The sequence below is a fragment of the Streptomyces sp. Ru71 genome (assembly GCF_002920535.1).
Classification (GTDB): Bacteria; Actinomycetota; Actinomycetes; order Streptomycetales; family Streptomycetaceae; genus Streptomyces.
On record NZ_PQSS01000001.1, the window covers coordinates 140,911 to 163,793 of the forward strand.

General features: G+C 73.7%; 19 protein-coding genes. 13 read left to right on the top strand and 6 right to left on the bottom strand.

The window, feature by feature from the left end:
- Positions 1-69 precede the first annotated feature (69 nt).
- Positions 70-2,751, top strand: coding sequence for a pyruvate, phosphate dikinase (gene ppdK, locus C3489_RS00680; protein ID WP_103778642.1), 2,682 nt, complete (start codon positions 70-72; stop codon positions 2,749-2,751).
- Here ppdK and C3489_RS00685 read toward each other — a convergent pair.
- Complete coding sequence (locus C3489_RS00685; RefSeq protein ID WP_103778644.1) at positions 2,748-3,389, bottom strand: CBS domain-containing protein; 642 nt, start codon at positions 3,387-3,389, stop codon at positions 2,748-2,750. The genes ppdK and C3489_RS00685 overlap by 4 nt on opposite strands.
- Before the next feature lie 279 nt (positions 3,390-3,668).
- On the opposite strand from C3489_RS00685, the gene C3489_RS00690 reads away from it, so the two are divergent.
- The 4 genes from C3489_RS00690 (at position 3,669) to C3489_RS00705 (ending at position 10,611) form a co-directional block, all read left to right on the top strand.
- Positions 3,669-6,038, top strand: a complete 2,370-nt coding sequence (locus C3489_RS00690; RefSeq protein WP_103778646.1) for a glycoside hydrolase family 65 protein — start codon at positions 3,669-3,671, stop codon at positions 6,036-6,038.
- An 87-nt stretch (positions 6,039-6,125) separates the two neighbouring features.
- A complete protein-coding gene (locus C3489_RS00695) occupies positions 6,126-8,414 on the top strand; it encodes an NB-ARC domain-containing protein (protein ID WP_103778648.1) in 2,289 nt (762 codons plus the stop codon).
- 189 nt (positions 8,415-8,603) lie between these two features.
- Positions 8,604-9,614 carry a helix-turn-helix domain-containing protein gene (locus C3489_RS00700; RefSeq protein WP_103778650.1) on the top strand — a complete coding sequence of 337 codons (1,011 nt, stop codon included), beginning with the start codon at positions 8,604-8,606 and terminating at the stop codon, positions 9,612-9,614.
- Positions 9,615-9,657: 43 nt separating this feature from the next.
- On the top strand, positions 9,658-10,611 hold the full coding sequence (locus C3489_RS00705) for a helix-turn-helix domain-containing protein (protein ID WP_181139438.1): 954 nt from the start codon (positions 9,658-9,660) through the stop codon (positions 10,609-10,611).
- An 87-nt stretch (positions 10,612-10,698) separates the two neighbouring features.
- Here C3489_RS00705 and C3489_RS00710 read toward each other — a convergent pair whose 3' ends face one another.
- Together C3489_RS00710 and C3489_RS00715 are read right to left on the bottom strand one after the other, a co-directional pair.
- A complete protein-coding gene (locus tag C3489_RS00710; RefSeq protein ID WP_103778654.1) occupies positions 10,699-11,445 on the bottom strand; it encodes a CbtA family protein in 747 nt (248 codons plus the stop codon).
- A gap of 13 nt (positions 11,446-11,458) precedes the next feature.
- A complete protein-coding gene (locus C3489_RS00715; RefSeq protein WP_103778656.1) occupies positions 11,459-11,677 on the bottom strand; it encodes a CbtB-domain containing protein in 219 nt (72 codons plus the stop codon).
- 194 nt (positions 11,678-11,871) lie between these two features.
- On the opposite strand from C3489_RS00715, the gene C3489_RS00720 reads away from it, so the two are divergent.
- A complete protein-coding gene (locus C3489_RS00720) occupies positions 11,872-12,489 on the top strand; it encodes a histidine phosphatase family protein (RefSeq protein ID WP_308460796.1) in 618 nt (205 codons plus the stop codon).
- A 20-nt stretch (positions 12,490-12,509) separates the two neighbouring features.
- On the opposite strand, the gene C3489_RS00725 is transcribed toward C3489_RS00720, so the two are convergent.
- Positions 12,510-13,787 carry a benzoate/H(+) symporter BenE family transporter gene (locus C3489_RS00725; protein ID WP_103778658.1) on the bottom strand — a complete coding sequence of 426 codons (1,278 nt, stop codon included), beginning with the start codon at positions 13,785-13,787 and terminating at the stop codon, positions 12,510-12,512.
- A gap of 143 nt (positions 13,788-13,930) precedes the next feature.
- Between C3489_RS00725 and C3489_RS00730 the strand changes: the two genes are divergently transcribed.
- The gene (locus tag C3489_RS00730; protein WP_103778660.1) at positions 13,931-14,476 is read left to right on the top strand and encodes a helix-turn-helix domain-containing protein; all 546 of its coding nucleotides are present in this window, start codon (positions 13,931-13,933) and stop codon (positions 14,474-14,476) included.
- A gap of 19 nt (positions 14,477-14,495) precedes the next feature.
- Here C3489_RS00730 and C3489_RS00735 read toward each other — a convergent pair whose 3' ends face one another.
- Positions 14,496-15,722 carry an Ig-like domain-containing protein gene (locus tag C3489_RS00735; protein WP_374936708.1) on the bottom strand — a complete coding sequence of 409 codons (1,227 nt, stop codon included), beginning with the start codon at positions 15,720-15,722 and terminating at the stop codon, positions 14,496-14,498.
- Positions 15,723-16,084: 362 nt separating this feature from the next.
- Here C3489_RS00735 and C3489_RS00740 point away from each other — a divergent pair, with 362 nt between their 5' ends.
- The 6 genes from C3489_RS00740 (at position 16,085) to C3489_RS00765 (ending at position 22,590) form a co-directional block, all read left to right on the top strand.
- Positions 16,085-17,269 carry a peptidoglycan bridge formation glycyltransferase FemA/FemB family protein gene (locus C3489_RS00740; RefSeq protein WP_258054512.1) on the top strand — a complete coding sequence of 395 codons (1,185 nt, stop codon included), beginning with the start codon at positions 16,085-16,087 and terminating at the stop codon, positions 17,267-17,269.
- Entirely contained in the window at positions 17,266-18,945 is a 1,680-nt protein-coding gene (murJ, locus tag C3489_RS00745; RefSeq protein ID WP_103778664.1) for a murein biosynthesis integral membrane protein MurJ, read from the top strand. The genes C3489_RS00740 and murJ overlap by 4 nt, the downstream gene beginning before the upstream one ends.
- Positions 18,946-19,047: 102 nt before the next feature.
- Entirely contained in the window at positions 19,048-19,728 is a 681-nt protein-coding gene (locus C3489_RS00750; RefSeq protein WP_103778666.1) for a response regulator transcription factor, read from the top strand.
- On the top strand, positions 19,725-21,191 hold the full coding sequence (locus tag C3489_RS00755; RefSeq protein WP_103778668.1) for a cell wall metabolism sensor histidine kinase WalK: 1,467 nt from the start codon (positions 19,725-19,727) through the stop codon (positions 21,189-21,191). The genes C3489_RS00750 and C3489_RS00755 overlap by 4 nt, the downstream gene beginning before the upstream one ends.
- A complete protein-coding gene (locus C3489_RS00760) occupies positions 21,188-21,712 on the top strand; it encodes a hypothetical protein (RefSeq protein ID WP_146075254.1) in 525 nt (174 codons plus the stop codon). Before C3489_RS00755 ends, C3489_RS00760 begins: the two co-directional genes overlap by 4 nt.
- Positions 21,713-21,810: 98 nt before the next feature.
- Positions 21,811-22,590, top strand: a complete 780-nt coding sequence (locus tag C3489_RS00765) for an alpha/beta hydrolase (protein WP_103778672.1) — start codon at positions 21,811-21,813, stop codon at positions 22,588-22,590.
- Here C3489_RS00765 and C3489_RS00770 read toward each other — a convergent pair.
- Positions 22,587-22,781 carry a hypothetical protein gene (locus C3489_RS00770; protein ID WP_103778674.1) on the bottom strand — a complete coding sequence of 65 codons (195 nt, stop codon included), beginning with the start codon at positions 22,779-22,781 and terminating at the stop codon, positions 22,587-22,589. The genes C3489_RS00765 and C3489_RS00770 overlap by 4 nt on opposite strands.
- Between the last annotated feature and the right edge of the window lie 102 nt (positions 22,782-22,883).

Here is a 22,883-nt window from a genome sequence, read left to right on the forward strand (position 1 = left end):
ACGAGGAGCGCCGCGCCGGTACGGCCTCGGGGAGCGGTGGAAGAGCCCCGCAGCGAAAGGCGGAACGCGATGAGCACGCCGACGAAGTACGTGTACGCCTTCGCCGAGGGCAGCCGGGACATGGCCGCCCTGCTCGGCGGCAAGGGAGCGGGGCTGGCCGAGATGACCCGGCTGGGCCTGCCCGTGCCGCCCGGGTTCACGGTCACGACCGAGGCCTGCACGGTCTACCTCACGACCGGGGAGGAGCCGCCCGAGCTGGGTGTCGAGGCCGGCCGGGCCCTGGCCGACCTGGAGCGTGCCATGGGCCGTGCCCTCGGCGCCCCCGACGATCCGCTGCTGGTCTCGGTGCGCTCCGGGGCCCGCTTCTCGATGCCGGGGATGATGGAGACGATCCTCGACATCGGCCTGAACGACCAGTCCGTCGGCGGGCTCGCCAAGGCGTCGGGCGACGAGCGGTTCGCCTGGGACTCCTACCGGCGGCTCGTGCAGATGTTCGGCCACACGGTGATGGGCGTCGACGACGCCCTGTTCGAGCAGGCGCTCACCGCACGCAAGGCCCACCGGGGGCTGGCCGGCGACCACGAGCTCGACACCGGTGAACTGGTGCTGCTCACCGAGGAGTTCAAGCGGATCATCCGCCGGGAGACCGGCGAGGACTTCCCGACGGACCCCGCCGAGCAGCTCACCCGCGCGATCCGCGCCGTCTTCGACTCCTGGAACGTCGAACGCGCCCGCGTCTACCGGCGCCGCGAACACATCCCCGACGACCTCGGCACCGCCGTCAACGTCCAGGCGATGGTCTTCGGCAACCTGGGCCACGACTCCGGCACCGGCGTGGCCTTCACCCGCGACCCGGCCACCGGTGACAGGGGCGTGTACGGGGACTACCTGCCCGACGCCCAGGGCGAGGACGTCGTCGCGGGTGTGCGCAACGCCCTGCCGCTGACCGATCTGGAGCAGCTCGACCCACGCGCCTACGCGGAACTCGGCCGTCACCTGCGCACCCTGGAGGACCACTACCGGGACCTGTGCGACGTCGAGTTCACCATCGAACGCGGCAGGCTGTGGATCCTGCAGACGCGGGTCGGCAAGCGCACCGCCGAGGCCGCCTTCCGCATCGCGCACGACCTGCGCGAGGAGGGCACCATCAGCGCCGACGAGGCACTGGACCGGATCGACGGCACCGCCCTCACCCGGCTGATGTTCCCGCGCTTCGACACCACCCCGGCCGACGTCCCCCTCGCCCACGGCGTACCCGCCTCACCGGGCGCCGCGGTCGGCGTCGCCGTCTTCGACTCCGCCGAGGCCATCCGCCGGGCGGCCGAGGGCCAGGACACGGTGCTCGTCCGCCGGGAGACCACCCCGGACGACCTGCCCGGCATGATCGCCGCCCGGGCGGTGCTGACCAGCCGGGGCGGCAAGACCAGCCACGCGGCCGTCGTGGCGCGCGGCATGGGCAAGGTGTGCGTCTGCGGCGCCGAGGAGCTGACCGTGGACACCACCGCACGCCGCTTCACGACCGCGGCCGGAGACGTCGTCCACGAGGGCGACACCCTCTCCGTCGACGGCACCGCCGGAACCGTCCACCTCGGCGCGCTCCCGCTCACCGCCTCCGACGTCGGCCGCGCCCTGGAGACCGGCACCGCCGCCGACGCCCTCACCGAGGCGGTCCTGGACACCCTCGGGCACGCCGACGCGGTGCGCCGGCTCCAGGTGCGGGCCAACGCCGACACCCCCGAGGACGCCGCCCGCGCCCGCGCGCTCGGCGCCCAGGGCATCGGACTGTGCCGCACCGAGCACATGTTCCTCGGCGAGCGCCGGGAGCTGGTCGAGGCGATGATCCTGGCCCGCGACGACACCGCCCGGGAGCAGGCCCTCGCCGCTCTGCTGCCGCACCAGCGCGCCGACTTCACCGGCATCCTCACCGCGATGGACGGCCTGCCGGTCACCATCCGGCTCATCGACCCGCCGCTGCACGAGTTCCTGCCCGACCGCACCGACCTCGCCGTCCGCATCGCCCGCTCGGACCACCCGGACCCGCACGACCGCGAGCTGCTCGCCGCCGTCGAGCGCATGCACGAGCAGAACCCCATGCTCGGCCTGCGCGGCGTCCGCCTCGGCCTCGCCGTCCCCGGACTCATGGCCATGCAGGTGCGCGCCATCGCCGAGGCGGTCGTCCAGCGGCTGCGCGACGGCGGCCGGCCGCACGCCGAGATCATGATCCCGCTCGTCGGCACGGTCGAGGAACTGCGCCTGGCCCGCACCGAGGCCGAGCGCGTCCTGGCCGAGGTGACCGCCGAGACCGGAACACCGCTGAACTGCCCGGTCGGCACGATGATCGAGCTACCCCGCGCCGCGCTCACGGCCGGACACATCGCCGAGGCCGCCGACTTCTTCTCCTTCGGCACCAACGACCTCACCCAGACCACCTGGGGCCTTTCCCGGGACGACGCGGAAGCCTCCTTCTTCCCGCTGTACCTGGACAAGGGCGTCTTCGCCGTGTCGCCGTTCGAGACGCTCGACCAGCAGGGCGTGGGCCGCCTGGTGGAACTCGCCGTGGCGGAGGGCAGGGCCGCACACCCCCACCTCCAGACCGGCGTGTGCGGCGAGCACGGCGGCGACCCCGACTCGATCCACTTCTTCCACAGGGCCGGCCTGGACTACGTGTCATGCTCACCGTTCCGCGTCCCGATCGCCCGCCTGGAAGCGGGCCGGGCGACCCTCCAGGACGCCGGGGGACGGCGGTCCTAGAAGGAGCGGCTCAGGTCCGCGGCCACGGACACCACGCCGTCGACGCCGAGGCACAGCCGGGTGATCACGGGGATCAACTCCTCGCCGGCGACATGACCCTTGAGCGTCACCCGACCCTCGCGCACATCGACCGCCACGTCGGCGGGGGCGAGGCCCAGCGTGCCGCTCAGCACGTCACCGGCGATCTCGTCGCGCAACGCGTCGTCCCGGCGCAGGAACACCCGCAGCAGGTCGCCCCGGCTGACGATGCCCACCAGCGCGTCCGTCTCGTCGACCACCGGAAGCCGTTTGACGCCGCTCGCCTCCATCACGCGTGCCGCCTCCACGACCGTCCACTCCGGTCGCGCGCACACCGCGGGCGCCGTCATCAGGACCTCCGCCGTGACGCGGTCGACCGCCGGACGCCCGCCGTTGCCGTGGGACCCGAGCGGCAGGCCGGCGGGGTCCGGGCGGGCGGCGATCGTGCGCAGCACATCGGCTTCCGACACCACGCCGACGGGGTGCCCGAGGCCGTCGACCACCGGCAGGGCGGTCACGTCGGCGTCGGACAGCAGCCTGACGACGGCCTTGAACGGCGTGTCCCGCTCCACCCTGACGACGCGGTGGGTCATCAGATCCCCCACCGTACGGTGTCGCATGACGCTCTCCCTCCGGTCCTGCGGAACGGGCCCGGTGATCGACACCGAAAAACGTCCGCATGCCCTGGTACATCCAGCGTGGCAGCAGGCGCGGCCCCGCGGCTTGGGCCGTTGCGGCAGGTCAAGGGGGGCCGGTTCGCCCCGGGTGATGGGGCCTGTCGTCCCCGGTGCCCTGCCGGGGTCGATCGGTCCGGCGCGGTGATCGCTTCTGGGGGACACTGGTCCGGCAGGGACCTTCCTCGGGGTCATCCGGCCCGGAGCGGCGAAGGGGGCGCCCGCATGGCGGCCTGGACCTGGGAGTACGAGGGCTACGCGCCCGTGGACGAACGTCTGCGCGAATCGCTGTGCACGCTCGGCAACGGCCGCTTCGCCACCCGTGGGGCCCTTCCCGAGTGCGACGCCGACGACATCCACTACCCGGGCACATACGCGGCCGGCTGCTACGACCGGCTCACCTCCGTCGTGGCGGACCGCCGGGTCGAGAACGAGGACATGGTCAACCTGCCCAACTGGCTGCCCGTGCGTTTCGGACCGGCGGGCGGGGAGTGGCTCACCCCGGACACCGCGCCGGTGCTCGACCACCACCTCACGCTGCGCCTGGAATCCGGGCTGCTGGAGCGGATCACCTCATACGGACTGGACGCAGAACGGACCCTCACCGTCCGCCAGGAACGCCTCGTGCACATGGCCGATCCCCACCTGGCGGCCCTGCGCACCGCCTTCACCGTGGACGGTGCCGCCACGGACCTGGAGGTGGAGGCGGCCCTGGACGGGGGAGTCACCAACGCCGGAGTGCAGCGCTACCGCGGCCTGGAGGGGCACCACCTCACCCACGTGCACACGGGCACCGCCGGCCCGGACACGGTGTGGCTGCGCTGCCGTACCCGCACCTCGGACATCCGGATCGCCCTGGCGGCCCGGCTCACGGCGGACGCCCCCGTCACCGACGCGCACGAGCGGCCACGTGCCGTGCAACGGCTGCGTCTGCGGCTGGAACCGGGCCGGACCCGCACCGTGGACAAGACGGTGGCGCTGCACACCTCGCGCGACCCGGCGATCAGCGATCCGCTGCAGGCCGCCGTGGACCGGGTGACCGCCGCACCGGGATTCGGGGAACTGCTGGAGTCCCATCGCACGGCCTGGGCCCAGCTGTGGCGCCGAGCCGAGATCGACGTCCCCGGAGAGGAGGGCGCCATCCTGCGGCTGCACCTGTTCCACGTCCTGCAGACCCTGTCGCCGCACACCGCCGACCTGGACGTGGGCGTCCCGGCCCGGGGTCTGCACGGTGAGGCGTACCGCGGGCACGTCTTCTGGGACGAGCTGTTCGTGCTGCCCTACCTCAATCTGCACTTCCCCGAGGTCTCGCACGGTCTGCTGCTCTACCGCCACCGGCGGCTGGACCGGGCGCGGGCGGCGGCGCGGGCCATCGGCCGCAGGGGCGCCCTGTACCCGTGGCAGAGCGGCAGCGACGGGCGCGAGGAGACCCAGCGGCTCCACCTCAACCCCCGCTCGGGGCGCTGGCTGCCGGACCACACGCATCTTCAGCACCATGTGGGGTCGGCCGTCGCGTACAACGTGTGGCAGTACTGCGAGGCCAGTGGCGACGCGGAGTTCCTGCACACCAAGGGCGCGGAGATGCTCTTGCAGATCGCGCGCTTCTGGGCGGACTCCGCCGTCTGGGACGAGCACCTGGGCCGGCACCGCATCCGTGGCGTGGTCGGCCCGGACGAGTACCACGACGCGTATCCCGGGGCGGCAGCGCCCGGCCTCGACGACAACGCCTACACGAACGTCACCGCGGCCTGGGTGCTGGCGCGGACGCTGCGGGTGCTGCGCGATCTGCCGGAGCCGCGCCGGCGTGAGCTGTTCGAACGCACCGCTGTGGACCCCGGTGAGCTGGAGCGGTGGGAGGACGTCTCCCGTACCCTGCACGTCCCCTTCCACGACGGTGTCATCAGCCAGTTCGACGGCTACGGCGACCTCGCCGAACTCGACTGGGACGGCTACCGCAAGCGGTACGGCGACATCCGGCGCCTGGACCGCATCCTTGAGGCCGAGGGTGACACCGTCAACCGCTACCGGGCGTCCAAGCAGGCCGATGTGCTGATGCTGGGTTACCTCTTCTCACCCGCGGAACTGGGGTGGCTGCTCGGCAGGTTGGGCCACCGGCTGGACGCGGGCACCTGGCAGCGGACCGTCGACCACTACCTGGCCCGCACCACTCATGGCTCCACTCTCAGCGGCCTCGTCCACGGCTGGGTCCTGGCCCGGGCCAGGCGGGCCGAAGCATGGACCTTCTGCCTGGAGGCGCTCAGGAGCGACGTGGCCGACCTGCAGGGAGGCACCACGGGCGAGGGCGTCCACCTGGGCGCGATGGCCGGCACCCTCGACCTGGTCCAGCGGGGGCTCACCGGTCTGGAGACCCGCGAGGGAGCGCTGTGGCTGGACCCCGTCCCGCTGCCGGAGCTGTCGTCGTACGGATTCTCGCTGCGCTACCAGGGGCACTGGGGTGTGCGGGTGCGGCTGGAGAGCGGCCGGCTGGAGATCGCTGTCCCGCCGTCCGACCTGCCGCCCATCGACGTACGGCTGCCGGACCGGACCATCGGCGTCCAGCCGGGAAGGACCTGCCGGCTGCCGCTCTCCGGGTGACCACGCCTGCCTCACCCCTTGCTTGATCAAGAACACCGCACGGTCTCCTACAATGTTCAAGTATCGAGGTGGGTGGAAGGGGCGGGTATGTCCGCGCGCGAGGCGGCCTTCGGGCCGCTGCTGCGGGAGCTGCGGCTGGCGAAGTCGCTGACGATCGAGGCCCTGGCGGAGGCGTCCGGCGTCAGCGTGCGGGGCATCGGCGACCTGGAACGCGGACGGCGGGCCGCCCCGCAACGCCGCACGGTCGCCGCGCTCGCCGACGGGCTCGGTCTCGACGACGGCGAACGGGAGCGGCTGCTCGCCGCCGCTCGCAGCGGCCGTACCCCCGCGTACAGCCCCGTCGGCGTGCGCTCCTTCCCCCGTGGCATCGACGACTTCGTCGGCCGCGCGGACGAACTGGCACAGCTGGAGAAGCTCGCCGAGCCGCCCGCGGACCACGACGCCGAGGCCGGCGCCGTGGCCGCGCACGCCCAGCCCGTCGTCGTCGCCGTGCACGGGCCACCCGGCACCGGCAAGACCACCCTCGCGCTGCGTGCCGCCCGCCGGCTCGCCGACCGCTTCCCGGACGGCCAGCTCGTCGTGGACCTGCGCGGCACCGACGACACCCCGCCCGCACCCTCGGAGCTGATGGTCCAGGTGCTCAAGGCCTTCGGCGTGCCCGACCGCGACCTGGCCAAGTCCGGGCCCCGGGCCCACCCCGCCCTCTACCGGCAGGTCCTCGCCGACCGCCGCTGCCTGCTGGTGCTGGACGACGCCCGCGACGAGGCGCAGGTACGGCCGATGCTGCCCGGCTCCGGCCGCACGCTGGTGCTGGTGACCAGCCGCCGCATGCTCACCGGACTCGACGACGTGCACCGCCTGCCGCTCGGCCGGCTCGATGCCGCCGAATCGGCCGCCTTCCTCACCTCCCTCGTCGGCGAGGACCGCGCCACGGCCGAACCGGACGCCCTCAAGGAGGTCGCCCGGTTGTGCGGACACCTGCCGCTCGCCCTCAGAGTCGCGGGCAACTGGCTGGCGACCCGCACCGGTTGGAGCCTGCGCCGGCTCGCCGACCGGCTGGCCCGCGAGGAACGGCGACTGGACACGCTGTCCGCCGGGGACATCCGGGTGGCCGGCGCCTTCGACCTGTCCTACCGTCAGCTCACCCCCACCGCAGCCTGCCTGTTCCGGCGCCTGTCGCTGGTCCCCGGCCCCGAGGCGAGCGCCGCCGGCGCCGCCCGGCTCACCGGCCAGGACCTCTACGACGCCGAGGACACCCTGGAGGAACTGGTCGAGGCGGGCCTGCTCGGCACCAGCGGGGACCGTTACCGGCTGCACGACCTGCTGTGCCTGTACGGCCGCGCCCGGCTCGCCGCCGAGGAGAGCGCCGAGGACGCCGACCGGGCCCGCCGGTCGATGTTCCACTGGCTGCTGGAGACGGCCGTCGTGGCCGGCCGGTGGTACGAGCCCGACCACGGCGCCCCGCCGCCCACCTGGCAGGGCACCGTGGACCTCGCCAGTGCCGACAAGGCCCGCGAGTGGCTCCAGGCCGAGGCCCCCAACTGGCTGGCCGCCCTGCACGCCGCCGCGGCGGACGGCGCCCACGCCACCGTCGTCGAGGTGGCCGAGTCCCTGCACTGGTTCTCCGACCAGTGGATCTTCTGGGGGCACTGGCCGGAGGTCTTCCGCACCGCCGTCCGCTCGGCCCAGGCGCTCGGCGACCCACTGCTCGAAGCCACCCAGCTCAACTACTACGCCTGGGCCCTGCTGTTGTGCGAGGGCAGACCCGGGGACAGCCTGGAGTACTCCGGACGGGCGCTCGTCGCCGCCCGGCGGGCCGGTGACCGCATCCAGCAGGCGTGGGCGCACCACTACGCGAGCTGGGCGCACCACCTGCTCGGCGAGGCGGAAGCGGCCTTCGACCACAATGCGCACGCCGTCGCCCTGTTCGAGGCGGCGGGGGATCTGCCCGGCATGCTCCAGGCCCTGCTCGGACGCGCCTTGGACCTGACGGGCGCCCGGCGCGACGAGGAAGCGGTCGCGGTGTACCGGCAGAGCCTGGCGCTGCTCGACGAGGCCGGCGACGCCGTACAGCCGCACATCGCCGCCGTCACCCGGGTCAACGCCCTCGCGGGACTGGGCCGGGGCCTCGCCCGCCTCGGCCACTGGGACGAAGCGGTGGAGCACCTGCGGACCTCGGTGACGCTGTGCCGGGTCGACGGCAACACGGCCCTGGAGAGCCGCTATCTCCTCGTGCTCGGTGACGTCCTCCTCGACGCCGGCCGCGACGCCGACGCCCGGGAGGCGTTCACGCGCTGCGTCGCCCTGGGCCCCGACTCCGACCCTCAACGGGTCGCCGAGGCCCACTCCCGGCTCGCCCGCCTGGACACGGACTGACCCGGTCCACCGCCCGGCACAGGCGGCTCCGCCACCCTACGCGTGGCTCGGCTCTGCGAGTTGCCTCTGCGCGCACAGCGCCGTTCCCCGCGTGCACGGTCCGGCCCCACCTCTTTCTGCCTGGAGAGTGCCTGGTGCGCGCCCCGGCCCGGCTGGTTGATTGCCGGTGAGGAGAGAGGGGAGAACCAGGTGGACCTCGTGCTGTCGACGGACGCCGCGCTCGCCGCGGACAGGCTCGACCGCTGGCGGGCCGCCCTCGCCACGGCCCTGGGCCCGATGGCCGTGACACCCCACGGCAGCGGACCTCTCACCGGCCGGATCACCGGCCGCCGCCTCGGACATCTGCCCGTCTGCTCCATCGAGGCCGACGGCCAGCGCGTCAGCCGGAGGGGACCGGGGGAGGCGTGCGTGGCGCTGCTCGTGCTGACGGCGGGCACGGTGACCCTGATCCAGGACGGCCGCAGCGCCGTCGCGGGCGCCGGTGACCTGCTCGCCTACGACACGGCACGGCCGTACACCCTGGACTTCCCCGAGCGGTTCGCCTGCCACATCGTCCACCTGCCCCGCCGCGGACTGGACGTCACCGACCGGGAACTGCGCCGGGTCACCGTGACCGCCGTGAGCGGGACGGGCGGGATCGGGGCGATCCTCAGCCCCTTTCTCACCCGGCTGCTGAACTCGGCGGACTCCTACGCCCCCGCCGTCGCGACGCGGCTCGCGGCCGGTGTGGAGGACCTCTTCGGCACGCTGGTGGCCGAACGCTCCTCGGCCGACGGCGCCGACGACGGGCGCGGCGACCTCGTGCCGCGCATCCGCGCGCACATCGACCGCCATCTGGCGGACCCCGCTCTGGCACCGGAGTCCGTGGCCGCGGCCCACCACATCTCCGTGCGCTATCTGCACCGGCTGTTCGAGGACGAGGGCATCACCGTCGCCCGGCTCATCCAGCGCCGCCGCCTGGAGGAATGCGCGCGGGAGCTGGCCCGCGGCGGCCGGGCCGCGCTCACCGTCGCCGCGATCGCGCACCGCTGGGGCTTCGCCGACCCCGCCCACTTCAGCCGGGCGTTCCGCCGCGTCCACGGGCACTCGCCTCGGGAATGGCGCAGGCTCGGCACTGTGAACACCCGTATCCGCGACGGTGGCCTCCCCCAGGACGTCACCGTCACCGAAGCCGGCGGGGACGTGTCCCGTGCCGCCTGACCCCGGCAGGACGGCGCTGCCGGACAGACAGGAGGGGGCCACCGTGTACGACGAGGTCGGCACAGCGGGGGTGCCACCGGAGGACCGCGTACGGCACTGGGAGCGCGCGGTGCGGAGCCGGCTGGCTCCCGTGGAGGTCACGCCCCGAGCGGGGAACACGGACTTCGAGGGCACGATCAGCGGCGGGGACGCCGGCTGTGTGCGTCTGCTGTCCATGCGGGCCACGCCCCTGGGGCTGAGCTGTACCGCCCGACCGGTGCCGGCCGGGCGGGACGACGGGCCGGCGCTGATCCTGCAGGAGCAGGGCACCGCCACCGTCCGGCAGGACGGTCGCGCGGCCGTCGTACCCGCCGGGTGCATGGTGCTGCTGGATCTGGCCCGGCCCTTCCGGCTGGAACAGCACACGCCGTTCCACCTGTACGCCGTGCGGCTGCCCGAGCGCGCGCTGGGCCCTTCCGCGACCCATGTCCCGCGGGTCACGGGCCGCGCGTTCCCCGGGAGCGAGGGCGTGGGGGCACTGCTGCGCCCCTTCGCCACCGAGATGGCGTACGGCGCGGCCACGCTCGCCGGCCATGTCAGGGAACGTCTCGCCGGCAACCTCGTGGACCTGGTGGCCGCGCTCGTCGACGAGCAGGCACGGCTGCGCGGCGCGAAGGAACCGGTCACGGCCCGCGAGGAGTTGGTCGAGCGGATCCGAGCCCACATCGACACGCACTTGCGTGACCCGCGGCTGTCACCGGCACGCGTCGCCGAGGCGCACGGCATCTCGCTGCGCCGTCTCCATGTGCTGTTCGAGGGCGAGGACACCACCGTGCACCGGCTGGTCCAGCAGCGGCGGATCGAGGAGTGCGCACGCGAACTGCGGCGCCGCGCTTGTGCGAGCCGCAGCATCTCGGCGGTTGGCCGTGGCTGGGGATTCCGGAACGCGGCGCACTTCAGCCGCGCCTTCAGGTCCGTCTACGGCTGCTCACCGAGCGAGTGGCGTGCCGCGGTCTGACACCTCGGCGCACGGGCCGTGCCGGCACTGCGGCGGAGTCTGCCGAGCGCGCCCCCGGCAGACCCCGCCGTCGTGTGCTGTGACCGATCAGGCGGTCAGTGCGGAGACCCGGCTCGCCGCCGCCCGCGGTTCGAGCACCCGCTCGGCCAGGAAGCCGAACAGCAGCCCGAACGCCGCCCACAGGACCGCCTGGACGCCGATCGACGCCAGGCGGAACTCCCACAGGTCGGTGGCCGGGAAGCCCTTGGGCGCGTTGTCCCCGTGCGGCAGGACGACCATCGCCACCGCCACGGCCGCGACGAATGCGACACCGGCGGTGATGGAGGCGTTCCAGTTGCCCCAGGCCGGGGCGAGCCTGCGGCCCAGCAGGATCGCGGCGAGGCCCAGCAGCAGGCTCAGCGCGATCATCAGGACGAACAGCAGGGTGCGTTTGCCGATCGTGTCCGGGTTGCCCACGGCAGGCGGGTTCGCCGGGTACTTCAGGATCGGCACGAGGTAGACGAGCAGGAAGCCGCCGAGACCGGTCAGCGCCGCCGTCGCCCGGGCGCCGAACCGGCCGATCCGGCCCAGCGCGAAGCAGAAGGCGAGCGCCGCGATGCCGCCGACGGCGACACCGAAGACGAGCACGCCCGTGGCGAGCCCTGCCGTCGACTGCACGGTACGGCTGACGAGTTCCTCACCGCCGTGCTCGTGGGAGCCGGCCTCCTCGAACGCGATGGCCGCGTCCACGGGGCCTTCTCCGACCAGGTAGGCGAAGACGAAGGCGAGCACGCCGGCCGCGAGACCGGCGAGCATGCCGCGCACCAGCAAGGTGCGCACGGTGACGGAGTTCATGAGGGGTGCTCCGTCAGTGGCAGGGGAAGCCGAGAAGGTGGCGGGCGTCGTGCACCCACTCGTGCACGCCCTCACCGGAGACCAGTGCGGTGGCGCCCTGTTCGGCGCCGACGAAGTACAGCAGGACCAGCATCAGGACGCCGAAGAAGACGGCCCACGGGGCGAGCGTCCGCAGCGGCAGCGGAGTGAGGGACTGGGTGGTGGGGGTGGGGGCGGCAGTGGACTGCGCCATGGCGAGACCTCCTCGGGAACATCGCGTCCCGCATCGTGTGGAGCACGCGACGACGGCGTTGGGTCTGACTCACCACCACCTCCGGTGGAGGGGTGGCACACAGTGGCGCGACCGTGCCGGGCTTGCACCGGACTTCCGTGGCGCCGTCGTCCTTGTCGCCCCAGATGGTAGGGGCAATACGGAGTCCGGCCAACATGGCGTACGCCACCTACGATGAACCGCTGACGGCGGACCCCGGCGAAGGGACGGTCATGACCATCCGGCTCACCCTGCTGCGGAGCGCCGCGCCCGTGGAGCACGAGGCGGCCTTCGCCTCGGACACGCCCCTGGACGAACGGGCGCTGCACCAGGCCCGGTCGATCGCCCCGTCCCTTCCCCCGGCCACCACCTGCCGCACGGCGCCCTCGCGGCGGTGCGCGCAGACGGCTCACGCCCTGGGCGTGGCGGACGCGCGGACCGAACCGGCGCTGCGCGACGCCGACATGGGCCGCTGGCGGGGCCGCACGCCCGGCGAGGTGGCCGCCGACGACGCCGAGGCTCTGGCCCGGTGGATGTCCGATCCCCACGCGGCCCCGCACGGGGGCGAGTCCGTCGCGGCCGTGTGCGCCCGGGTCGCCTCCTGGCTGGACGACATGCCGGCCGATGCCGGCCGGGTGCTGGCCGTGGTGGAGCAGTCGGTGGCCCGCGCCGCACTGATCCACGCCCTGAACGCCCCACTCGCCGCCTTCTGGCGCATCGACGTCCCTCCCCTGTCCGCCGTCCATCTGACCGGGCGCGACGGCCGCTGGAACCTGCGCATGGGAGCCGTCTAGCGAGCGGCCCGGGTCCGCGGCTAGGGGCGTTCGCCGGCCGGGAGGGAGGAGGACGACGGGGCGTCGACGGGGCGGCCGGGGGCCGGTGCGGTTGGTCGGGACGCGGGTTCCGGCCTGCCGCGGCGCCCGGTGTTCGCGACGAGGCTGGTGAGGGCGCCGGCGAGGAGCCCCCAGAAGGCGGACCCGATGCCGAGAACCGTGACGCCGGACGCGGCGGCGAGGAAGGTGACGACCGCGGCCTCCCGCGACGCCTTGTCGGCCAGGGCCGTGGCCAGGCTGTTCTCGATGGTGGCCAGCAGGCCGACGCCGGCCGTTGAGAGGACGAGGGCCTGCGGCATGGCGGTCAGCAGCGCGGCGACCGTGGCGCCGAAGAGGCCGACGCAGAGGTAGAAGAACCCGGCCCACACGGCCGCCGTATAGCGTTTGGCGCGGTCGGGATGGGCCTCCTTGCCGGTGCAGATCGCGGCGGTGATGGCGGCGAGGTTGATCCCGAACGCGCCGAACGGAGCGAGCAGGGCGTTCACCGCGCCCGTCCAGGTCATCAGCGGGGAGACCGGCACGTCGTATCCGGAGCCGCGCAGTACGGCGACGCCGGGCAGGTTCTGCGAGGCCATCGTCACCACGAACAGCGGCACACCGACCCCGAGCAGCACCTTCGGGTCGAAGTCCGGGGCGACGAGGACCGGAGTGGCGAGCGAGATCCGCAGGTGCTCCAGGTGCCACTGGCCGGTGAGGGTGGTGGCGAGGACGCCGCCGGCGAGGGCGGCGAGCACCGCGTACCGGGGCAGGAAACGCCTCGCCAGGAGGTAGAGCACGAACACCGGGAACGCGATGGCGAAGCCGTCGTGCATGGTGCTGAACAGGCCGGTCCCGAACCGCAGCAGGACCCCGGCGAGCAGGGCCGAGGCCAGCGGGACCGGGATGCGGTCCATGGCGCGGGCGAACCATCCGGTCACGCCGGTGACGGCGATGAGCAGGCCGGAGAAGACGAACGCGCCGACGGCCTGCCCCATCGGCACCCCGGTGAGGCCGGTCGCGAGCAGGGCCGCGCCGGGCGTCGACCAGGCCGTGACGACCGGGGCACGGAAGCGCAGGGAGAGGCCCACGCAGGTGACGGCCAGCCCGACGCCCAGCGCGAGCATCCAGGAGCCGGTCTCGCGCGGGCCGGCGCCCGCGGCCTTCGCCGCGGTGAACACGAGCGCGGCCGAACTGGTGACGCCCACGGTGACGGCGATCAGACCGGCGGCCACGGCCGACGGCGGGGCGGCCGCGCGTATCCGGGCGGGGATGAAGGACATGGAGGGCTACCTTGCTCGTTCCATAAACAGAACGTTCTGTTTGTGGAACACTAAGCGGGGGCGGTGAGAGGCGTCAACCACGGCGGGCGCCCACAACCGCAGGCGTCAACAACGGCAGGCGGCGACGGGAGCACGGTGCGGCGATGGGGCTGAACGAGGAAGTGGGGCGCAGGCTCCGCGAACTGCGCACGGCCCGGGGCCTTTCCCTCTCGGAGCTGTCCCGGCGCTCCGGAGTGGGCAAGGGCACCCTCTCGGAGCTGGAGAGCGGCTCCCGCAACCCCACCCTGGAGACCCTCTACGCGCTGACCACGGCACTCAACCGGCCGCTCAGCGCCGTACTCAGCGACGACCCGCCGCCGAACGCCGAGCGGCACGAAGGCGCGGTGTCCGGCAGTGCCGTCACCGCCGTCCTGATCGAGCGGCACGAGGACGACGACGCGGTCACCGACATCTTCCGGATCACCATCGCCGCCGGCGCCACCCAGGAGTCGGCCGCGCACGTGGCGGGCACGACGGAGACGCTGATGATCCTCAGCGGCACGGCCGTCGTCGGAGTCCTGGACGCGCCCACCAGCGTCGGCCCCGGCACCTCGGTGTCCTGGCCGGCCGACACGGCCCACCTCTACAGCGCCCCGCACGGCACCGTGCACGGCATTCTCTTCGTCCGCTACCCGGCCGCCACGCTCTGACCCCGAACGCCACCCCGCCCTACAGCGCACTCCTCTCACGCCACTCGTCCCACCCCGCGTTCCAGTCGCCCAGTCCGTTGTTCAGGGCCACCCGGCCCTTGGTCTCGGCGCCCTTGACCTCGAAGGGGTCGCCGACGGTGGTGTGCTCGTAGAGCCAGCGAGCGTCGGCGTCGCTCATGCCGATGCACCCGTGGCTGCGGTTGGCCCGGCCGAAGTACGCCGCGTTCCACGGCGCCGCGTGCGCGTAGGTCCCCGACCAGGTCAGCCGCATCGCGTAGTCCACCTTCTGGTCGTAGGCGTCGCCGAGGCCCACGGTCTCGGAGTTCATGCGGATCGAACCCTCCTTGGCCATCACGACCTCCGTGCCGCGCCAGGAGCCCGTCTCGGGGCCTGGAGTCCCCCCGGACACGGGGAAGGTCCGCACGGTCTTGCCGTCGCGCTCCACGGTGAGCTGCTTGCGGTCGAGGTCGACCTTGACCACCTGCCGGGCGCCGACGGTGAAGGCGACCCGGTAGTCACGTACGAACCAGCCGCCGTCCGATCCCGAGTCGGTGCCGTTCAGCCGCGCGTCCAGGGTCACCTCGGTGCCGGGGCGCCAGTACTCCTTCGGGCGCCAGTCCACCCGGTCCTTGCCGGACCAGTCCTTCATCCAGCCCCAGGAGCCCACGGTGCCGTTGGAGGTGGTGACCTTCAACTGGCGTTCCACCGCCGCCTTGTTGCTCACCGGGCGGTCGAAGACCAGCGAGATCGGCTGGGCCACGCCGACCGTGGTGGCGTCACCCGGCCGCCAGTCCACCTTGTTCACCCGCTCGGCGGCCGCCGTGGTGAAGGACGTCCGCGACCGGCCCGGCGTGCCGTCGTCGGTGCGGGTGACGGTCACGATCGTGTACGTGGTGCCGGGTGCGGCGTTGCGGTCGGACGTCCACGCCCGGTGATCGCCCGACAGCGCCCCGGAGAGCCGGCCGCCCTTCGCGTCGGTGACGGTGACCGAGGCGAGGGTGCCGCCCCGGGCCGTGACCCGGACCGGCTCGCCGGCCTTCGCCCGACTCCCTTGCGGTGACACGGTCACCGCCGCCGCACCTCCCCTCTTCGCGTCCTGCTTCCCGGCGGACGGATCGCCGGAGGAGCAGGACGACAGAGCGGCGCTCAGCAGGACGGCGGCCGCGGCGGCGCCGGCCGCCCGTGCGTGCGGGCGGGCCGCGCGCAGAGGGCCGACGGGCAGGGGTCCGACACGTATCGGGCTCAACGAAAACCTCCGGGAAAGTCGGCGAGACGCCGGGACGGAGCCGACTGTAGGTCGCCGAATCCGCAGGACAACGGCTCGCCGGTCGTGTGACGGCAGCTGCGGGGGAATGGTCATCGTCCCGTCACGGACACCGCGCGGGACGGTCATCCAGGACGGGAGCGGCCGGGCTTGCGGATTCCCGCGTGTCAGGCGTCGCCCGCGGCACGATGCCGCGGCCCGCCGTGACAGCCGCCGCACCGCAACGGTCACGGTCCGGTCACATGCGCCGCGCGGCCCGGTCACGCACGGCTGTGAGCCTTCGACGCGTTCCGGGCCGCAGGGCCCGGTCCCCCTTCGACAGCAACGGCAACCAAGGAGGCGCGGTGTCAGCGTCGCTCGCGACGGCAAGCTGTGACCGGCAGGAAACCTGGCTGGGGCCCGTCTCCGCCGAGGCGTACCGAACCTTTCTCGCCTCGCGCGCAGGTTCCGCCCTGGCCCCCGGCTTCCTGCAGTGCCCGTCGTGGGCCGCGGTGAAGGAGGGCTGGCAGGCCCAGCTGCTCGGCTGGGGACCACAGAACGGCCCGCGCACCGGGGAGTTGAGCGGCGTCGCTCTGGTGCTGTTGCGTCAGTTCCCCGGCACCCGCAAGTACTTCGCCTACCTGCCCGAGGGCCCCGTCGCCGACTGGGCCGGTACCGACCTCGACAGCTGGCTCACCCCGCTGCTGCGCCACCTGCGCGCGATGGGCGCCTTCGCCGTGCGGATCGGGCCCTCGCCCGACTACCGCCGCTGGGACGCGGCCGTCGTCAAGGCGGGAGCCGGCGCCGGGCGGCGTCTGACCGACGTACTGGCCAGCGAGGTCGACCCCCTGGGCGCCGCGGTCGCCGAACGGCTCAGAGCCCGGGGCTGGCGGCGCTGCGGCGGCGACGAGGGTGACGGGGACGCACAGCCACGGTTCGTCTTCCGGGTTCCGCTCGCCGGGCGCAGCGTGGACGACCTGTGGTCCGGACTCAGCCAGGAGTGGCGGCGCAACATACGCCGGGCGCAGAAGTCCGGAGTGGAGGTTGAGGTGGGCGGTGCGGCCGAACTGCCCGAGTTCTACCGGCTGTTGCGGATCACCGAGGAACGGGACGGATTCCGTCTCGGCCGGTCCCTGGAGTACTACGAGCGACAGTACGCCGCCCTCAACGCCGAGGAGCCGGGCCGGATGCGGCTGTACCTCGCCCGCCACCAGGGGGAGATCCTGGCCGCCCACACCATGATCACGGTGGGCCGGCGGGTGTGGTACCAGACCGGCGCCTCCGCCGACCACCGGCGCGAGGTCCGCCCGTCCAACGCCCTGCAGTGGCGGATGATGCGGGACGCCCGGGCCCTCGGCGCGGAGGTGTACGACATGCGGGGCGTGCCCTCCACCCTCGACCCCGGCGACCGCGCCTTCGGGCTGCTGCGCTGGAAACTCGGCACGCGAGGACAGGTCGTGGAGACACTGGGGGAGTGGGAGACGCCGTTGGACGGCGCGGCCAACCACGCGCTGTACCGCGCCTTCCAGATGTACCTGGCACGCCGATGAGCGCCTCCACGACACCCGGCACCTCGGCCGTCCCCGGCGCCGCGACCGAGCGGTCCGACCGGCCCGACTCGGTGCTGCGCAGCAGCGCCCTCATGGCCGCCGGATCCCTCGTCTCCCGTGCCACCGGGTTCGTGCGCTCCGCCGTGGTCGCCGCCGCGCTCGGCGCGGGAGTGGCCGCCGACGGCTACGCGGTGGGCAACACCGTCCCCACCATCGTCTACACCCTGCTCCTCGGCGGCGCCCTCAACGCCGTCTTCGTCCCGGAGCTGGTCAAGGCCGCCCAGCGCCACCCGGACGGCGGAGCGGCGTACACCGACCGTCTGCTCACCGTCTGCACGGCCGCGCTGCTGCTGATCACCGCGGGCGCGGTGTGCGCCGCGCCGCTGATCGTCGCCGCGTACACCGGCTACCACGGCGCGCAGGCGGCGACGACGATCGCCTTCGCGCGCTACTGCCTGCCGCAGATCTTCTTCCTCGGCCTGTTCACCCTGTTGGGACAGGTGCTCAACGCCAGGGGCCGGTTCGGCGCCATGATGTGGGCGCCGGTCCTGAACAACGTGGTCGTCATCGCCGTCTTCGGGCTGTACCTGACGGCCGTGGGGACCGGCGGAACGCTCACCGCCGGCGAGACGGAGCTGCTCGGCTGGGGCACCACGGCGGGCATCGCCGCCCAGACCCTCGCCCTGCTGCCCTCCCTGCGCGCCGCGCGCCTGCGCTGGCGGCCCCGGTTCGACTGGCGCGGCAGCGGCCTGTCCCGGCCGCTGCGCTCGGCCGGCTGGCTGGTCCTGCTCGTCCTCACCAACCAGCTCGCCTACTGGGTGGTGACCAGACTGGCCACGACGGCGGGGCAGAACGCCGCGGCCGAGGGCGCCGACGGCGGCGCCGGCTTCACCGCCTACGGCAACGCCTACCTGCTGTGGGCCGTCCCGCACGGCATCGTGACCGTCTCCCTGGTCACCGCGCTGATGCCGCGCATGAGCCGCGCGGCCGCCGACGGCGACACGGCCGGGCTGCGGCGGGACGTCTCCCACGCGCTGCGGACCAGCGCCGCCGCCGTCGTACCCGCCGCGTGCGTGCTGGGCGCCGTCGCGGGGCCGGTCATGGCGGTCGTGTTCCAGCACGGCAGAACCGGCGCCGACGACATCGCGCTGATGTCGCGGACGCTGACCGCGTTCGCGCCGGGACTGGTGGCCTTCTCCGGGCAGTACGTCCTCGCCCGCACCTTCTACGCCCTCTCCGACACACGGACACCCTTCCTGCTGAACCTGGTCATCGCCGCGCTGAACGCCGGCCTGTCCGCCGTCGCCTTCCTGCTGCTGCCCGCGCGCTGGGCCGTCACGGGCATGGCCGGGGCCTACTCCGTCGCCCTGTTCGTGGGCTGGGCGGTCACCGCGTGCGTCCTGCGGCGCAGACTCCCGGCGGCACCGCGGCGCGGGTTGTGGCGCTCGCCCAGCCTGCGGGCCCTGGTCCGCCTGCTGGCGGCCGCGCTTCCCGCCGCATCGCTCGGCCACCTCGCGGCCGCCCGGACGTCGTTCCTCGGCCCGCCGGCGGCGCTGGTCGCGGGGACCGGTGCCGTCGTGGCCGTCTTCGCGCTGCTGGCCCGCCCGCTGCGGCTGACCGAAGTGGAGGCCGCGTTCACGGCCGTCCTGCGTGCACGGCGCCGCCGTCGGACCTGACACCTTCCGCGCCCAACTGACCAGGTGTCCGGCTCGCTTGACCGATCTCGCTCGACCGGTCTCCTTGATCGAACTCATGTGACCGAATGGAATACTCTGCCCATGCCACGTGTCCTGCTCATCGAAGACGACCCCGCCGTACGGGAGGGGATCGAGCTCGGCCTGCGCCGCCGCGGGCACGAGATACGCAGCGCCCCCAGCGGGGAGGCGGGGCTCGCGGCCATCGGTGAGTTCCACCCCGACCTGCTCCTCCTCGACCTCATGCTGCCCGGGATGAACGGCGTCCAGGTCTGCCGGCAGGTGCGCGAGGCCGGCGCCCTGCCGATCATCATGCTCACCGCCCGCGGTGACGACTTCGACGTGGTGGTCGGGCTGGAGGCCGGGGCCGACGACTACATCGTCAAACCCGCCCGCACCGAGGTCATCGAGGCCCGCATCAGGGCCGTACTGCGCCGTATCGAGGAGCCGCCCGGACGCGCGGCCGTGGAGTTCCACGGCGACCTCGCCATCGACCGCACCGGGCTGAACGTCGCCAAGGCGGGCCGACGCCTGGCGCTCGCGCCCTCCGAGCTGAAACTGCTGCTGTATCTGACGGCCGCGCCCGAGCAGGTCTTCAGCCGTCAGCAACTGCTCGAACAGGTCTGGGAGCACAGCTACCACGGCGACGCCCGCCTGGTCGACGCCTGTGTGCGACGGCTGCGCCACAAGATCGAGGACGTGCCCGGCACGCCCCGCTACATCCAGACCCTGCGCGGCTTCGGCTACCGGTTCGGACCCCTGTGAGCCGCCTCCGGGCACGCATCGGGCTGCGCACCCGACTGGTCCTGGCGTTCCTGCTGGTCGCCGCCGTGAGCGCCGGGAGCACCTCGGTCCTCACCTACCGCGAGGCGCGCAACGCGATCCTCGACCAGGCCCAGAACACCGCGGTGTCCTCGTTCCGCGACCAGGTGCAGGAGCTGGGCACACCGCTGCCCGTCGAACCGTGGTCCCTGCAGGAGGACCTGCGGCGCATCGCCCGGCAGGGCAAGCCGCACCCGTGGGTGGTGTTCGCCGAGTACGGCTCCCTGCACCTGTCCTCCGGCACCAGCCCGGTCTCGACGGTCATCACGCCCGCGCTGCGCCGGGCCGCGCTCGCCCACCCGCGCGGCAGCTTCCAGCGGGTCGAGCGCAGCGGCGGCCCCTGGCTGACCATCGGCGTACCGACCGTGTTCCGGGCCGGGAAGGAGGTGCGCCCCACCGGGCTGGTGCTGTACGCCGTGATGCCGCTGACCGGTGAGGAGGCCAACGTCCGGGCCATGGTCACCGCGGCCCGCGACGGCGCCCTGCCGGGGCTCGCGCTGGCCCTTGTGCCGGCGCTGCTGGCGGCCCGCAGTGTGCTGCGCCCGGTGCGCGACCTGCGCAAGGCCGCGCGGAGCATGGGCAGCGGCCACCTGGACACCCGCATCCAGGTCAAGGGCAGCGACGAACTCGCCGAGCTGGCCCGCACGTTCAACGAGTCGGCGGTCCAGCTGGAGCGGTCCGTCGGTGAACTGCAGGAGGCCGAGGCACGCGCGCGCCGCTTCGCCTCCGACGTCTCCCACGAACTGCGCACCCCCCTGGCCGGGATGCTCGCCGTCACCGAGGTGCTGGACGAGGACGCGCAGCGCCTCGCCCCCGACACGGCCGCCGCCGTCCGGCTGATCAGCGCGGAGACGGGCAAACTGGCGGTCCTGGTGGAGGACTTGATGGAGATCTCCCGGTTCGACGCGCGCGCGGCGGAACTCAACACCGACGAGATCGACGTCGCCCAGGCCATCCGCAAGACGCTCGCGAGCCGTCGCTGGACCGATCCGGCGCAGGTGGAGACCGACCTGCCCGACGGCATCCGGGCCCGCCTCGACCCCCGTCGCTTCGACGTCGTCGTCGCCAACCTGGTCGGCAACGCGCTGCGGCACGGCAGCCCGCCCGTGCTGGTACGGCTGCGCGTCGCGGAGAGCACCGATGCCCAGGCGCCTTCCCGGCAGCTCGTCGTCGAGGTGGCCGACCGCGGTCCGGGAATCGCCGACGATGTGCTGCCGCACGTCTTCGAGCGCTTCTACAAGGCGGACGCGGCCCGCACCCGCTCCCAGGGCAGTGGCCTGGGGCTGGCCATCACCCTGGAGAACGTGCGCCTGCACGGAGGAAGGGTCCACGCCGCCAACGGCCCCCGCGGCGGCGCGGTGTTCACCGTGGAGATCCCCCTGACGGGCGCGGAGGCCACGGCGTGAGACGTCCGACCGGCCCCGCGGGGCGCGCGGTGGCGGCCTGCGTCGCGGCGGCCGCCGTGCTGACCGGCTGCGGTGTGCGCGGGACCGACGTCGTCGAAGCCGGCGGCCCTGCCACGATCGCGGTGCCGCCGAGCCCGGGCCAGCGCATGCTGCTGCTCTACTTCCTGGATGCGGACGACCGCCCGACTCCGGTGGCCAGGGTCCTGCCCGCTGGTGACCCGACGGAGCCCGACACCCGGCCGGTGTCCGGCGCGAAGGCCCTCGCCGCCCTGTTCGAAGGGCCGCACGGCAGCGAGATCGCGGCCGGACTGCACACGGAGCTGCCCCGGTTCCGCGGAGATCTGCAGGCGCAGGTGAGCGACGAGGGGGTGACGGTCCATGTGCCCATGGCGGCACGCACCCTGACCCCGGCCGCGGTGCGCCAGATCGTGTGCACGGCCTCGTTCGGGGAGGGCGGCGGCACCGCGCCGGTGACCATCTGGGGGGACGACGGCGGGCTGCCGCCGGCGCGCTGCCAGTGACGGGCGGCGAGCGGCGCGCATCGGCCACGTCCCGGGCGAACCGGTGGGGTAGGGTGCGTGCATACCTCGAATCGAGATACCCCCAGAGGGAGGTTCGCGTGTCTTCCGTCCCGCTCTCGTACGGTGAACTTCCCGACCAAGTCGCCGACCTGTTCCTGCCTCACCCGGACGGGGCCGAGGAACGACTGCCGCTCGTGCTGCTCTTCCACGGCGGATTCTGGCGAGCCGAACACGACCGGCGGCACGTCGAGCCGTTCGCCCGCGCCCTGGCGCAGGAGGCTGGCTGCGCCGTCGCGAGCGTGGAGTACCGCCGGGTGGGCGCCGGAGGGGGCTGGCCGACCACCCTGACCGACACCGCCCGGGCCGTCGACCTGCTGCCCTCGCTGGCCGCCTCGGCGGCGCCCGGCCGGATCGACCCCGAGCGTGTCGCCTACGCCGGTCACTCCGCCGGGGGTCACCTGGCGCTGTGGGCGGCCGCCCGCCACCGGCTGCCGGCCGGTGCCCCGGGCCGCATCGACACGCCGCCCCCGACACGCGGGGTCCTGGCCCTGGCCCCCACGGCCGACCTCGCGGCCGCGGACGCGCTCGGCAGCGGTCGCGGTGCGGTGGCCGCGTTCCTCGGCGGCGCACGCACGGCGGTCCCCGACCGCTACGCCGCGGCGGATCCCGCCGCCCTGGGCATGCCCGCCGGCCGTACGGTCCTCGTCCACGGCACCGCCGACGAGGCCCTCCCCATCACCATGGCCCGCACCTACGCGGACGCGACCGGCGCGACCCTCCACGAGGTGCCCGACGGCAGCCACTTCGACGTGATCGACCCCGCCTCGCCCGCCTGGCCGACGGTGGTCGCCGGGCTGCGCTCGATCGTCCTGGGCTAGCTCACCCACTCCCGCAGCAGCCGCTCCCGCTCCGCCCGGCGAGGCGATCCCCCCTCCCATGCGCGGCCCCAGGCCGACATGGCCGCCAGCGTCGTGGCCATCGTCGCGGCGCCCTCGGTGAGGCGGGACAGGAGGGTCCGGGAGAGGTCGACCTTGCCCTCGGCGATCCAGAACAGGCCCACCATGGCCATGGGATGCTCACTTCCCCCGACGACGGCACCGCCGCCGCGTCTCACGTCAATGATCAGGTCATCCTCGGCAACGACCGAAGGGACGAGGGAGTTCCGGTGCGC

Bases quoted from the DNA above. Each gene is read 5' to 3' on its own strand.
- murJ (WP_103778664.1), top strand. From the start codon at position 17,266: ATGAGCGCCTCCACGACACCCGGCACCTCGGCCGTCCCCGGCGCCGCG.
- C3489_RS00770 (WP_103778674.1), bottom strand. From the start codon at position 22,781: ATGGCCATGGTGGGCCTGTTCTGGATCGCCGAGGGCAAGGTCGACCTC.
- C3489_RS00685 (WP_103778644.1), bottom strand. From the start codon at position 3,389: ATGCGACACCGTACGGTGGGGGATCTGATGACCCACCGCGTCGTCAGG.
- C3489_RS00750 (WP_103778666.1), top strand. From the start codon at position 19,048: ATGCCACGTGTCCTGCTCATCGAAGACGACCCCGCCGTACGGGAGGGG.
- C3489_RS00715 (WP_103778656.1), bottom strand. From the start codon at position 11,677: ATGGCGCAGTCCACTGCCGCCCCCACCCCCACCACCCAGTCCCTCACT.
- C3489_RS00725 (WP_103778658.1), bottom strand. From the start codon at position 13,787: ATGTCCTTCATCCCCGCCCGGATACGCGCGGCCGCCCCGCCGTCGGCC.
- C3489_RS00710 (WP_103778654.1), bottom strand. From the start codon at position 11,445: ATGAACTCCGTCACCGTGCGCACCTTGCTGGTGCGCGGCATGCTCGCC.
- C3489_RS00695 (WP_103778648.1), top strand. From the start codon at position 6,126: ATGTCCGCGCGCGAGGCGGCCTTCGGGCCGCTGCTGCGGGAGCTGCGG.
- ppdK (WP_103778642.1), top strand. From the start codon at position 70: ATGAGCACGCCGACGAAGTACGTGTACGCCTTCGCCGAGGGCAGCCGG.
- C3489_RS00720 (WP_308460796.1), top strand. From the start codon at position 11,872: ATGGCGTACGCCACCTACGATGAACCGCTGACGGCGGACCCCGGCGAA.
- C3489_RS00690 (WP_103778646.1), top strand. From the start codon at position 3,669: ATGGCGGCCTGGACCTGGGAGTACGAGGGCTACGCGCCCGTGGACGAA.
- C3489_RS00730 (WP_103778660.1), top strand. From the start codon at position 13,931: ATGGGGCTGAACGAGGAAGTGGGGCGCAGGCTCCGCGAACTGCGCACG.